Source organism: Rhizobium sp. NPDC090279 (assembly GCF_044769665.1).
Lineage (GTDB): Bacteria > Pseudomonadota > Alphaproteobacteria > Rhizobiales > Rhizobiaceae > Rhizobium.
The window spans coordinates 214,468-227,888 of sequence record NZ_JBIVYI010000008.1; the positions used below are offsets into that span (position 1 = coordinate 214,468).

Genomic DNA, 13,421 nt, shown 5'->3' on the forward strand with positions numbered 1-13,421 from the left:
TACCTTTATTTTCTTGACGGCTTCTCTATCCGGCTCGACCGGCGGCGTAAAGCAATTGTGTGACAGCCGGCTCGCGGCGAGAAAGATGAATGCCGGCGAGCATGCAGCGGACCGATCCGCCGGCAAGCTCGATGGTCGAGACATCGAAGGGAAGCAATCTCGCCGACTGTTCGATCGCCTCGATCTGCGCGGAATCCAGTGCCGCGTTGGCTCTGGCCGACAGCACGACCAGCCTGCCGTCTCGGCCATCGAGCTCTATGGCATTGCCGGCGAAATTCTCGATCTGCTCGATCGAAAGATCGATCACCTTGCGCCCCGTTTCCTCCAGCCGTGCGATGATTTCCCGCCTGCGGCCGATATCCGGGATCATCTGCGATCCAAGCAAGGCAAAGTCGGTCCCGATGCACATCAAGACGTTGGTGTGATAGATCGGCTTGCCGCTGCGATCGACGGCGTCGAACACCATCGGCTCGAAGTTGAAATGCGTGCAGAAACGTTCCAATGCGACCTCATTGGTGCGATTGGAGCGGACGGCATAGGCGACGCGGCCGATATGATCGAGCACCATGGCGCCGGTGCCCTCGAGATAGACATGATCCTTTTCGAGACCGGAATAGTCGATGACGTCCTGAACGCGATAATCGTTCTTCAGCATCTCGATCACATCGCTGCGCCGCTCGGACTGACGGCTTGCTGAGTACATCGGATAGATGGCGACGTGGCCACCCGAATGCGTGGAGAACCAGTTGTTGGGAAAGACCGAGTCGGGCGTCGCGACGGTCTTGTCTTCAAAGACGTGCACGGTCACGCCGGCGGAAGCCAGGCCTTCGGCCATCTGCGTCACCTCGTCGAAGGCGGTGTTGGCAATTGCCGCCGCTGCCCGCTTCTCGTCGTTTGACTGGAACGAATTGTCTTTTGCGGTCATCGGATTCGGCGTGAAGTGATGCGGGCGGATCATCACGACGGATTTTGGCGCCTGTACGGAAAGCTTGCTCATCGCTTCGACGGTGCTCCGCAGCGCAAGGCCGTCTGGCCGACCGGCAGTGCCTCGATGCCGATGTTGCGGACCAATTCAACGACATTGCCGCCGCCTACATATTCAACCACGTTTTCAGCTCCCCCAGGAAGTTCGATGGGGCAGCGTAGGAAGGCATAGCGTCAGTTGAAATTTCAGAACTGTAGAAATTCTTACAGGAAATGCAGCATATTGCTCATTCACTTTGTGCAAATTGTCAGACTCTAAGCCAAGCGCACTAAAGTCGACTTTCAAATGTCGGAGCGCGCACCGCACAAGTCGTTCGGAGATTATTCCAACGGGTGCGCTGCGGGATCACGCTCGGTCGGCTCATCGATGGTCGCGGACCGCCCTTCGATCGAGGGATGGATGGAAATCTCGCGAGCGATCGCGGTCACGAAAGAGGCTGGGGGCATGGCATCACAATGCGGTACCCGCGCCGGTCGCGCGACAGTTGCGTGGCCCTGCATGTTGCGCGATATTCAGCGAAGTGAGCAGGGATCAGTCTCAAGAGGCGTCGCAGGTGGTCCGCTACGCGAAGTCGCATATTACCCGTGACGGCGCGACTTTATTTCGAGGAGCACAGACTTCCATCGTCTCAAAGCTATGCGCCCGCAAAGCGCGTGCTTGCGGTTCTGGTGTAGCATGGCTGGAGTTCGCAGACGGTGCGACTTGAGTGGCTACCAAAACTCAGCCGTCGCCAAATTGTAAAAGAAGACCTGGAGGGAAACCAGGTCTTCTTCCATCTCTGATCGGAGGTCTAAGTTCAGATCAGATTAGAACGTACGTTCGAACCGGAGAATACCGGCCCACTGATCCTGGTTGATGGAGTCCCAGTTGGTGTAGGAAACTTCCGGCTCGATGAGCAGGCCCTTAACCGGGTTGAACTTCAGGTTCGTGGTAGCAGCGAAGATCTTCGAGTCCGTGTAAGCGAGCTGGAAGTTCCACTTCAGCTTTTCGTTGATCGGAACGCTAGCGCCGCCCCAGACAGCCCAGTCGCCCCAGCCGATGTTGGCGGCAGCGCCAGCGCCGTTTGCACCGGCAAACTTGTTGAGCTTGTCGCCGTCGGTGTTCCAGCCGCCCATCAAGAAGGCCGAGAAAACACCGAAGTCAGCGTCGATACGAGCCTTGATGGCGCCTTCTTCGACGATAGAGTCGTAGCCGCCGACGACCTTGAAGCCCCATGCGCCGGACTTGAAGCCAGCACCGGCTACAACGTCCGGAGCGTAGTGGTTCGAGCTGTCTTCGCCGTTAGAGCCGGTTGCGCCCTTGCCGGAATTCGTGTCTTCGACCGAGATCACAGCCGTGAAGCCGTTGCCGGCATCGTAGTTGTAGGTGATCTGGTTCAGTTCGTATGGGCCGTCATAGACCACGTCGTCGTTGATGACGTCGCCGGCATAGCCGGTGAATACGTTGAACTGAGAGTCTTCCTTACCAATCGTGAAGCCGCCGAGGCTGATGCTGCCGTGCAGGAAGTTGACGCCTGTGGTGCTGCCATCATTCCAGTCGAAGCGCAGCTCGGTGTTGGTCTTCAGCGCGCCGTATTCTGTGTCGGTTGCCGTCTGCAGCTGCAGCTCAGCGCGGGTGTGCCACTTGGTGCCTAAACGAGCGCTCGGGTTGTAGGGGTCGTACCACTGACCTTCGGTACGAACCTTGCCGCCGATCTTGAGGCAGGTTTCGCTGCCCGGGATGAAGAAGTAACCAGCACCGAATGCGTCGCAGATACGGACGTATTCCAGCGGCTCCGGCTCAGCGGCGACGACAGCGTCGGCGGCGTGAGCACCGGATACTACTGCAAGCGCAGCAGCGGAGCCGAGAAGAAGGCTCTTGATATTCATTTTTGCTCCAATCGATTTGCCGGATCGGAACGCAGTCGGAGGCTTTCCACCACGTTCATCAATTCGGCCGTTCCCTCTTGTCGAAAGCCCGAAAGACTTTCGTGCAGGCAAGCTATCGAGGCTACTTGCAGAGCGGAATAGAATAATTTGTAGTTGTTATGTATTTCTCTTCATAAATACGTCAAAGATGCAAAAATACACCAGAAACTAACGCGAGCTTAGTATGTATAGAAAGTATATTAGCGATATATACTTAATAAACATACGAGATGTATACTAATGCTGGCAAAATCCGCGAATATACTAAGTTTTAAATACAAATTATGTGCGGAAGACGCTCGACGGAATCGCATTGTGCCGACCGCTATCGGTCGGTGCCGTGTTACGCGAAGTCGTTCAGATGCCTTGTCCAAGGCAAAGACAAACCGTGCCTATGACCTTCCGGTCTATGTGCGATCGTGTAGAAGTGCTGCCTGACGGCGCGCCCAAAGCGCGACCCAGCGGGGACTTATCTGCGAATTTGGACAACGGCGGCCGATTTAAAAAAGCGGCCCCAAAACGTCGAGACGCTTTGAAGCCGCTGAAACAGATATGCTTGCGTTTAATGGGCTTCCGCCGGGATCAATGGCACCTCCGCGCCATTGGCGTCGTAGAGTTTGCCGCCCAGGAAATAGTCGCCGTCGTGCAGGCCGGCAACGTCCTGATATCGGATCAGGCGTTCCGTTCCAGCCACGAAGACCGATTGCTGGTCCGAGTTGCCCGCCGTCAGGTGGTTGAACAGGAGGTTCAGCGTGATCGCCATCAACGCTGCCGAGCTGATGCCGGAGTGGAAGATGGTGACGACCCATGCGGGAAAGTGCTCGTAGAAGCCCGGTGAGGCGATCGGGATCATCCCGAACCCGATCGAGGTCGCCACGATGATGAGATTCATGTTGTTCTCGTAGTCGACCTTGGCGAGCGTCCGGATGCCGCTGGCAGCGACCGTCCCGAACAGGACGAGACCGGCTCCGCCGAGGACGGAGCTTGGAACGGCAGCGACGATACGGCCAACGACCGGCAGCAATCCCAGGGCGACGAGAAAGAGGCCGCCAGTCGCCACGACAAATCGGCTCTTGATGCCGGTCACGGCCACGAGGCCCACATTCTGCGCGAAGGCGCTCTGCGTGAAGGAGCCAACGACGGGAGCGAGGATACTGGACAGCATATCGGCGCGCAGGCCATTGCCGAGACGGCGCGCATCGACTTTGGTGCCGACGATCTCGCTGACAGCAAGGATATCCGCGGAGGTTTCGACCAGCGTCACCATGATGACGATGCACATCGAGATGATCGCCGCCGTATCGAACACCGGGTAGCCGAAATGGAAGATCTGCGGCAGGGCGACGAAGGGTCCGTTCATCACCCGTGAGAAGTCAGCCAGGCCAACCGCGTAGGCGATACCTGTGCCAATGACGATGGCGAGCAGGATCGAGAGCCTCGATATAGCGGCGCTGCCGAGCTTGCTCAAAAGCAAGACGATCATGAGCGTTACGGCCGCGAGCAGAATATTGGCCTGGCTGCCGAAATCCGGCGCGCCCCTGTTGCCGCCCATGGCCCAGCCCGCCGCAACCGGCATGAGCGTGAGGCCGATGGTGGTAATGACGATGCCGGTGACGATCGGCGGAAAGAAGCGCGTGATGCGCGAAAAGATGGGCGTGATCAGAAGCCCGATGAACGAAGCCGCAATAACCGCGCCGAGAACGGACTGGATGCCCCCATGTCCGGTAATGGCGATCATCGTTGCGACGCCGGAAAAGGATACGCCCTGTACCAGGGGAAGGCGGCTGCCGAAGAACGGTATGCCGATCGTCTGCAGGATGGTCGCGAGACCACCGGCAAACAGCGATGCCGTCACGAGCAGGCCGACGTCGGCCGGCGTCAGGCCCGATGCCTGGCCGATGATCAGCGGAACGGCGACGATGCCGCCATACATGGTCAGAACATGTTGAAGGCCGTAGGCCAGGTTGGCGCCAAGGCTGAGTTTTTCATCTTCGGGGGATGGGCGTGCGGTATTTTCCTCTGTGGCTGCTGCCAAGGTAATCTCCTCCATACCTTTGCGTTTCTCGTTTCCTCCAAACGAGCGTCGCACGTTAGGGCGTGTGCCGTCACATGACTTTATAGAAAAATGCGAAACACCTTACCACGAGGCCATGCCCGCCGATCTTGCTCGGCTGAGCACAATCTCCCGCCGGTGGAAGCAGGAAAGACTCTGACGCAGCCGAAATTTGACGGGAAATTCATGTCGGCTGGTATCGGTACAATCGAGGCTGCTGTCAAAGTCGGTTCAGTCTCGGGAAAGAATATAGGTGCAAAAATGTTTAGTCCATTTTTCGATTCGAGTATCATTTAGAATGATTTGGGTGGGGTATAATGAGCGAATATCAAAACAAGGCGGTCAAGCTGCTGGCTTCGAGCGTCGGTGATGAGTCTCTACTGGATCTGAATGATCGCCGGGATGCGTTCTTATATCGGGCGCTGGAGCTTTATTTTGCAGCCGGCGGTATCGAAGATGCGATCCAGCCAATCATTGAGAAAGTATATTCGAAGAACAAGCCGCGCGTGGATATAGCCGTTGGCGACGTGCTTTACAAATTGGCGGGGATCGGCCACGCAGCCGACATTGATATTATTCAGGCGGCCTATAACAAGCTGGACGATGCAAGGCAGAAACTTGCTGGCGAGAGCCACTATCTTCCCGGATAGAGAACGGACTTTTTTTGTCAGAGAATGCTGAGTTTCGGCAAGGAACCCGTCCGATCCCATCGATATCTCGCGCTGTGAAGCAGCCCGTGTATCTCTCCGGCGGGGGCCGAGGGCGTGAGCGTCCTGCAATCTCCGTTCACCCATTTCGGGAAGCCTCCGTTCGACGGTGACCGAAGGGCCTTGCGGCATCGTGGTTTAAAATCACGCCGAAGAGCGAGGCGCACCAATATTTCCATGATCGAGTATGCACAATCAATGCGCATTGCTCCATGCTATGGCGATTATCATGCGAGATAGGTGGTCGATTGACTGGAACTTGCGCACCTCTTGCGCGCTCTTGCTGATATTCTGAGCATCTATGATTTGGCTCGGCTACTGTGCCGTGGGAGGGGAAATACTCGAGATGACCGAGAATGCGCTCTATGTTTACCAGTCGATTGCGCGCGCGGTATGCGATCACGATGTCGGCACGATGTTCGGTCTGATGGGGGATGCGAACCTGTTCATGATCGACCACTATGTGCGCGGATGCGGCGGCCGGTTCGTGCCGGCGGCGCATGAGGGAAGTTCGGTTCTGATGGCGCTCGCCTATGCCCATGTGTCCGGCAAGGTGGGCGTGGCGAGCGTGACCCACGGTCCGGCATTGACCAATTGCGTCACCGCGCTCACAGAAGGCGCCCGCGGCTCCATCCCTATCGTACTTCTGGCGGGCGATACGCCGGTCGCCAACCCGCATCACCTGCAAAGCATTGATCAGCGCGAGGTCGTCAAGGCAACCGGCGCCGGCTTCGAGCAGATGCGGTCGCCGGAGACCGCAACCCGGGACGTTGCCCGCGCCTTCTATCGCGCCCGGGTCGAGCGGCGCCCGATCGTGCTGAACATGCCGGCCGATTTCATGTGGTGCGAGCAGGCGCATGAGCGGGCTGTGTTCGAAGTCTTCGATGCCCCTGGATATGTGCCGGAGGGCGATGCGCTGGACAAGGCCATCGGCATGATCGCCTCGGCCAAGCGTCCGCTCATCCTTGCCGGAGGCGGGGCTTGCGGCGCGCGCAATCAGCTTATCCGCCTGGCGGACCGGCTGGAAGCGCCGCTTGCGACGACCTTGAAAGCAAAGGGGCTCTTCGGCGGTCATCCCTACAACATGGATATTTTCGGCACGCTCAGCACACCTGCCGCCTATGATCTGATTGCCAAGACGGATTGCTTGATCTGTTTCGGTGCCGGATTGCATGATTTCACCACCGACAAGGGGGCGCTGTTGAAGGGCAAGCGCGTCGTCCAGATCGACATGGATGCGCGTGCCATCGGCAAGAACATCCATCCCGATGCGGCTCTGGTGGCGGATTCTGGCCTGACGGCAGACAATTTTGTTCATTGGCTGGACGCGGCGGAAATTCCGCCGAGCGGCTTTACGCGCGAACTGGATATACCCTCGCTCACCACCCATCCACGCGACCAGCGCGACAAGACGAATGCGGGATATGTGAATTACATTTCGGCTCTTGAAGAGCTGGAAAAGGCCCTGCCGAAGAACCGGGTGCTTGTGACCGACGGCGGGCGCTTCATGACTGAAGTCTGGTGCCGGATTTCCGTCAGCGACCCACAGAGCTTCGTCGTGACGGCGAATTTCGGCTCGATCGGCCTCGGATTGCAGGAGGCGATTGGCGCCGGCGTTGCGGCGCCGGATCGGCCGGTGGTGCTTTTCACCGGGGATGGCGGCTTCATGATGAGCGGCGTCAATGAGTTCAACACCGCCGTCCGTCTCGGTCAGGACCTGATCGTCATCGTCTGCAACGATTCCGCCTACGGAGCGGAACATATCCAGTTTCGCGATCGAAAGATGGACCCCGGTCTCACGCAGTTCAACTGGCCATCCTTCGCAGAGGTTGCGACTGCGCTCGGCGGACACGGCGTCGCGGTCAGCTCGGCTGGTGAGCTTGAAAGCGCCCTGGACGCGATCAGGAACCGCAATCGTCCGGTGTTGATCGAGCTGCGCCTCGATCCCAACGATGTGCCGCGGATGCGTATCTGACGATCTTTTGCGCGGTCGCCAGTGGCAGTGGCGTTCGAGGATCGACATGGCGATAACCATCGAGTGACACTGCCAAGAACTGTTAAGTGCGGCAGCAGCTCTATCCTTCGCGCGTCGATCTCCGTAGCGGGACTGCCACCCGGTCGTGCCCTGCGGAGTTCATAATCCTCTTGCGGGCAAGGCCGCAATGGCGTTCCAGGACATGAGAGCGATTTCGTCGCGTTCGCCGTCCGACAGGGGAGCGGGATTGAAGCGGCGCCATTTGAGCGTGTTACGGATGCCGCCGCCGATATAGCCGGACATCGTCGCCGGCGGAAGATCGAGCAGCAGGCCTGCCACCTGCGCCTCGCGCATCAGAGCGATGGAATATTGCGTCACCTCGTCGAAGGTCGCGCTCAGTTCGGCGCCCGAAATCAGCGGCACATTGGAGAGATATTCGAACAGCAGCGCGCGCTGCCGGTCTCGCCAGATGAAATCGATATAATCGTAGATGTAGCGCATGATCCGTTCGCGAGGCCCGCCTGGATCGGCGGGGGTGGGAACGAGATTTGCCGTGATGATGGCAGCCAGTCGCGTATAGACGCCGCGAATGAGGTCGTCCTTCGATCTGAAGTAGTTGTAGATCGAACCGGTCGCCACGCCGGCGGCATCCGCGATCGCGGCCATGGAACATTGCAGGCCGTTTTCGACGATCAATTTGGCGGCGGCATCGAGGATGCGTTCGCGCCGGGCGGGGTCTAGTTCCATTCTGAATGAACCTTCATTCACCTGTCATGTCTCGTGTGTATCGATGTGCCGTCAAACACGCAAGCGCCTTTGCAAGGCATCCACCGGAAAGCGCGCGACACACAGGAACCGACGCCATGACGGCCCATACGACCTTCGTTCACCTCACTGATCTGCATATCTCCGACCCGACGGTCGAAGACGATCACCTCTACTCCGAGACATCGAAGACGCTGGTTGCGATCCTCGCCGACGTCAAGCGGGTGACGCCGGCGCCGCATTTCATCATTGCGAGCGGCGATCTCACCAATCGCGGCGATGTCGGCTCCTATGAGGAGTTGAAGCGCATCATGGGCGAGGCCGATCTCGGCATTCCCGTACTCTATGCGCTTGGCAACCACGACAAGCGCGACGGCTTCTACAAGGCCATGACCGACCGCACCGAAGACTTCAGCGCCCCGTACGATCATGCGGCCGTCATCGACGGCGTCCACATCGTCGTCATGGATTCCAGCCATCCCTTCAAGATCGGTGGCAGCTTCGAAGCCTCGCAATTTGCCTGGCTCGAGGCTGAGCTTGCCAACCATCCAGACTTGCCGAAGCTGCTGGTCATGCACCACGCGCCGGCGCTTGACGCCAATCCGGATCTCGAATGGGAATCACTTGCCATCGCCGACACGGAAAAGCTGCGCGCTCTTCTTGAGGGCCATAACATCATCGGCATTCTTTCCGGCCATATCCATTTCGATCGCGTCAGCAACTGGTACGGCATTCCTGTCATCGTCGGCCTCGGCCAGCATGCGGCGACCGATGTCCTTTATCTGCATGAGGGCCTGCGCATGCTGTCGGGCGCATCCTTCGCGATCGGCACGGTACGTCCGTCCGGCCTTACGGTTTCCTTCGTGCCGCAGCCTTCAGAGCGCCGGGAACTGCACAGCTTCTCTTTCGCCGACATGGCCGAAATCCTCAAGAAATACGAAGAGCAGGCGGCGCTCGCCGCTGCCGAATGATCGGGAGATCTCCAAGATGAAACGCAGATTGTTTCTCTGCGCCGGCATCGCCTTGGCGACGCTTGCGTCGACGGCGCTCGCCGGCCAGATCCCGGCCAAGGTTGATGCGCCCGTCACCATCAACTACTATAACTACAATCTCGCCTCGACGGGCAACGGCGCTGCCGCTACCAAGCGCCTGATCGCCGAATTCGAGGCCGCAAATCCCAACGTCAAGGTCAATGGCGTCGGGGTCCCATCCTCCGATATCAGCACCCGCATCCAGGCCGACGTTGCCGCCGGCCACGGGCCGGATATCGCGCAGATGGTGTTTTCGGATCTCGACTTTTTCGTCAACAATCTCGGTGCCGTCGCGCTCGAAGATGTAGTTCCGGCCGAAGAGCTCAGCACCCATTTCGAAGGCATGTCCCCGAAAGGCCTGAAGCTCGGCGTCTATAACGGCAAGACCTATGGGCTTGCCTATACCTTCTCGACGCCGGTCCTGTTCTACAATGCCGACCTCTTCCGCAAGGCAGGTCTTGATCCCGACCAGCCGCCGCAGACCTGGGCCGAGGTAAAGGTCGCCGCCAAGGCGATCGTCGACAAGACCGGCCAGGATGGCCTTGCCACCGGCATTTTCGGACCGTCGGCGGGCGACTGGCTGTTTCAGGGCCTGATCCGCTCCAACAATGGCGACGTGCTTTCGTCCGACCGCAAGAAGCTGACCTTCGCCGATCCGGCGGCCGTCGAAGCGGTCTCGATGCTGCACGACCTTTATAAGGCCGGCGTCTATTCCAATCTCGACCTCAATGCCGCGATGGACGGCATGGCCGCCGGCACGGTCGGCATGTACCTGCAGACCTCGGCCATCCAGGCCTATTTGGTCAAGGGTGCCACCGGCAACTTCGATCTGCGCGCCACCACGATGCCGCGGTTCGGCGACAAGCCCGTGCGGCCCAACAATTCCGGCAGCGCTCTTGTCATCATGAGCGCCGATCCGCTCAAGCAGCGCGCGGCGTGGGAACTGATGAAATTCATGACGTCCAAGCACGCCTATACGGTCATCACATCAGAGATCGGCTACCTGCCTCTGCGCACCGATATCGTCAACGATCCGCAATATCTCGGCAACTGGGTCAAGGAACACCCGCTCGTCCAGCCGAACCTGAAGCAGCTGGACGCGCTGGAACCCTGGGAATCCTTCCCTGGCGCCAATTATCGTCAGATCGCCAAGGCGATGATGGACGGCGCCGAGCAGGCCGTCTTCGGCGGCGGCGATCCCGCCGAAGCGTTGAAGGCTGCGCAGGATACCGCCCAGGCGCTGATGCCGGCGAGCACCAACTGAATTGATGACGATCTCCTCCCGTCTGACGGCGGGAGGAGATCCCGCAGAGCCGCACATCATCCTGGAAATCGCAGCGAAGCGTCACGAGAGACCGGGCAGGCAAGCGCACCATGACCACCATAACCGCCTCCACCGCATCGTCGGTCGCAACGAGCCGGCCGCGCCAGACCCGCAGGCGCACCTATCTGCCGTGGCTCTACCTGTCGCCGGTCATCGCCACCTTCCTCCTCTGGATCTACTGGCCGCTGATCGACGCCTTCCGGCTGAGCTTCTACGAATGGAACATGCTGGCGACCTCGCCGATGACCTTTGTCGGCTGGACCAACTACATCAACATATTCTCGCTGCCGAAGTTCTGGCAGGCGCTGCGCAACACCGGGATTTATGTCGTCGGCCTGCTGCCGCTCGCCGTCCTCCTGCCGCTGGCGATCGCCATCTTCACAGCCGACCTGCCGGCGCGCTCGCGCAATATCTACCGAGCGATGATCTTCGTGCCGATGATCGTCGCTCCCGTCGTCGCCGCCGTGCTGTGGCGCTGGCTGCTCGACCCCGGTCACGGCATGGTTGCGATTACCTTGAAAACGATGGGAATTCTGGCGCCGCGCTTCTTGCAGGACCCGAAGATCGCCATCTGGACGATCATCGTGCTGACCGGCTGGAAGCTGATCGGCTTTTCGACGCTGATCCTCTCAGCGGCGAATGCTAATATCAATCCCTCTCTGATCGAGGCCGCCCGCATGGACGGCGCCAGCCGCTGGGCGATTATCCGCGATATCCGCTTGCCGCTTCTCAGCTCGACCGTCCTGTTTCTCATTATGATGACCATCCTGCTCGGCGCGCAGTGGAGCTTTTCCTATATCAACGTGCTGACCGGCGGTGGGCCGCTCGGCGCGACGACGAATATCTACTACCTTCTCTGGGATTTCGGCTTCTCAAGCCTTTCGGTCGGCTGGAGTTCGGCAGCCGCCGTCGTCCTTTTCATCGGCTTCGGCGCGCTGGCCTATGTCCTTTTCCGGTTGATCGACAGGTTTTCCTTCTATGACAACTGATGTTCTCACACGACCGCGCCGGCGTCGCACGGTCATCCTTGGAATCGAAAGGACCGCCGGTCATGCGATCATGGTCGTCCTGTCGTTTTTCTGCCTGTTCCCCGTCTATTGGATGATCGTAACGTCGCTGCGGCCGGCCAATCGCGTCTTCGAGAAGAGCCTCTGGCCGACAACGGCCTCGCTCGACAACTACATCTACGCACTCAACGCGATCCCGATTGTACGGATGCTGGCGAACACCCTGATAGTGTCGGCGGTCGTCACCGTCATACAGCTCCTCACCGGGCTCTTGGCAGCCTATGCCTTCGCGCGCTGGCGCTTTCCCGGCGACCGGATCGTCCATATCCTGATCGCGCTCACCTGGCTGGTGCCGCTGCAGGTGGTGATGATCCCCAACTATCTGATCGTCGTCAATCTCGGCCTGCTTGATAGCGTCACAGCTTTGATCCTGCCGCATTTCGCCTCGGCGCTCGCCGTGCTGCTGCTGCTACAGACCATGCGCAGCTTTCCAAACGAAGTTTTGGAAGCCGCTCGTATGGACGGAGCCGGTAGCTGGCGCATTCTCTGGGAGGTGATTACACCGAATTTACGCGGCACGATCGCTTCGCTCGCCATTCTGATCTTCATTTCGACATGGAACGAATATTTCTGGCCTCTTCTTCTCTCCCGCACACCGGAAAACAGCGTGATCCAGATCGGCATCCAGATGTTCATGACCTCGGAAGGCACCCTTTGGGGCCCGCTGATGGCGGCCGCAACCATGGCTAGCCTGCCGGTCTTTTTACTCTATATCGTCCTGCAGCGGCAGGTCGTCTCCTCATTCATGAAATCGGGAATACGCTGATGAACATCAACACCATGCGCCACCTCCCCATCAAGGGTACCTATAACCTGCGCGACCTCGGCGGCTATCCGGCGGGCACGGCAACGACGCTCTGGCGCCGGGTCCTTCGCGCCGACGGGCTGCATCGGTTGAATGCGGAGGGCATGGCAGAGCTGGTTGCGGCAGGCGTGACCACTGTAATCGACCTGCGCAACGCGACCGAGCTGGCGCATCAGCCCAACCCATTCAGCCGCAACGAAGCCGTGCGCTATCACAACATCTCGCTGTTCGACACGCTGGCACCGACTTACAGGCCGGATGCGGACACGTTGCTCGATCTCTATATCCGGGCGCTGCAGGAACGTCGGGAAGCGATCTGCACCGTGATGTCGCTGATCGCCGATGCCGGAGAAGGCACTGTGCTCTTTCACTGCACGGCTGGCAAGGATCGCACCGGCATCATCGCGGCCCTGCTGCTTGCCATCGTGGGCGTCGACACGGCAACCATTCTCGACGACTATTCGCTTACCGGCCGCCTGATTGCGCCGATGATCGAGGACATAATCGCAGGCGCCGTCGCACAAGGCGCTGATATCGAGAAGTTCCGGCCGCTGCTTGCCTGCGAACCCGCGACCATGGCTGCGACGATTGCTTTCATCGAAGAGGAATACCGTTCTGCGACGGATTATCTCACCTCGGCCGGCCTTCCGCCTGAAACCGTCATGCGTCTTCGCGAGCGGCTTCTCGGTAAGCTGTAGCAGTATGCCTCAAGGCGATTGTTGAGGCCTCTGTGGCGGGTCGTTGCGAGCATGTGTCGATATCTGTAAAGCAGATGGCAATGCGCCTGAGTGGGCGTACGGCA

General features: G+C 59.2%; 11 protein-coding genes. 7 read left to right on the forward strand and 4 right to left on the reverse strand.

Going from position 1 to position 13,421, the window contains the following annotated elements; genetic code table 11:
* Positions 1-25 precede the first annotated feature (25 nt).
* The 3 genes from ctlX to ACIQWP_RS20965 form a co-directional block, all read right to left on the reverse strand.
* Positions 26-997, reverse strand: a complete 972-nt coding sequence (gene ctlX, locus ACIQWP_RS20955) for a citrulline utilization hydrolase CtlX (RefSeq protein ID WP_402791523.1) — start codon at positions 995-997, stop codon at positions 26-28.
* Between the two features lie 794 nt (positions 998-1,791).
* Positions 1,792-2,853, reverse strand: a complete 1,062-nt coding sequence (locus ACIQWP_RS20960) for a porin (RefSeq protein ID WP_402791526.1) — start codon at positions 2,851-2,853, stop codon at positions 1,792-1,794.
* Between the two features lie 601 nt (positions 2,854-3,454).
* Positions 3,455-4,942 carry a nucleobase:cation symporter-2 family protein gene (locus tag ACIQWP_RS20965; protein ID WP_402791529.1) on the reverse strand — a complete coding sequence of 496 codons (1,488 nt, stop codon included), beginning with the start codon at positions 4,940-4,942 and terminating at the stop codon, positions 3,455-3,457.
* Between the two features lie 320 nt (positions 4,943-5,262).
* Here ACIQWP_RS20965 and ACIQWP_RS20970 point away from each other — a divergent pair, with 320 nt between their 5' ends.
* The gene (locus ACIQWP_RS20970; RefSeq protein ID WP_402791532.1) at positions 5,263-5,595 is read left to right on the forward strand and encodes a hypothetical protein; all 333 of its coding nucleotides are present in this window, start codon (positions 5,263-5,265) and stop codon (positions 5,593-5,595) included.
* 403 nt (positions 5,596-5,998) lie between these two features.
* Positions 5,999-7,627, forward strand: coding sequence for a thiamine pyrophosphate-binding protein (locus tag ACIQWP_RS20975; protein ID WP_402791535.1), 1,629 nt, complete (start codon positions 5,999-6,001; stop codon positions 7,625-7,627).
* A gap of 159 nt (positions 7,628-7,786) precedes the next feature.
* Here ACIQWP_RS20975 and ACIQWP_RS20980 read toward each other — a convergent pair whose 3' ends face one another.
* Complete coding sequence (locus ACIQWP_RS20980) at positions 7,787-8,374, reverse strand: TetR/AcrR family transcriptional regulator (RefSeq protein WP_402791538.1); 588 nt, start codon at positions 8,372-8,374, stop codon at positions 7,787-7,789.
* Between the two features lie 116 nt (positions 8,375-8,490).
* On the opposite strand from ACIQWP_RS20980, the gene ACIQWP_RS20985 reads away from it, so the two are divergent.
* From ACIQWP_RS20985 to ACIQWP_RS21005, 5 genes are all read left to right on the forward strand, one after another.
* Positions 8,491-9,363 carry a metallophosphoesterase gene (locus ACIQWP_RS20985; protein ID WP_402791541.1) on the forward strand — a complete coding sequence of 291 codons (873 nt, stop codon included), beginning with the start codon at positions 8,491-8,493 and terminating at the stop codon, positions 9,361-9,363.
* 16 nt (positions 9,364-9,379) lie between these two features.
* Positions 9,380-10,687: an ABC transporter substrate-binding protein gene (locus ACIQWP_RS20990; RefSeq protein WP_402791544.1), complete on the forward strand. Its 1,308-nt coding sequence runs from the start codon at positions 9,380-9,382 to the stop codon at positions 10,685-10,687.
* Positions 10,688-10,797: 110 nt separating this feature from the next.
* The gene (locus tag ACIQWP_RS20995; RefSeq protein ID WP_402791547.1) at positions 10,798-11,736 is read left to right on the forward strand and encodes a carbohydrate ABC transporter permease; all 939 of its coding nucleotides are present in this window, start codon (positions 10,798-10,800) and stop codon (positions 11,734-11,736) included.
* A complete protein-coding gene (locus ACIQWP_RS21000; RefSeq protein WP_402791550.1) occupies positions 11,726-12,580 on the forward strand; it encodes a carbohydrate ABC transporter permease in 855 nt (284 codons plus the stop codon). The genes ACIQWP_RS20995 and ACIQWP_RS21000 overlap by 11 nt, the downstream gene beginning before the upstream one ends.
* Positions 12,580-13,317 carry a tyrosine-protein phosphatase gene (locus ACIQWP_RS21005; protein ID WP_402791553.1) on the forward strand — a complete coding sequence of 246 codons (738 nt, stop codon included), beginning with the start codon at positions 12,580-12,582 and terminating at the stop codon, positions 13,315-13,317. The genes ACIQWP_RS21000 and ACIQWP_RS21005 overlap by 1 nt, the downstream gene beginning before the upstream one ends.
* The last annotated feature ends 104 nt before the right edge of the window (positions 13,318-13,421 follow it).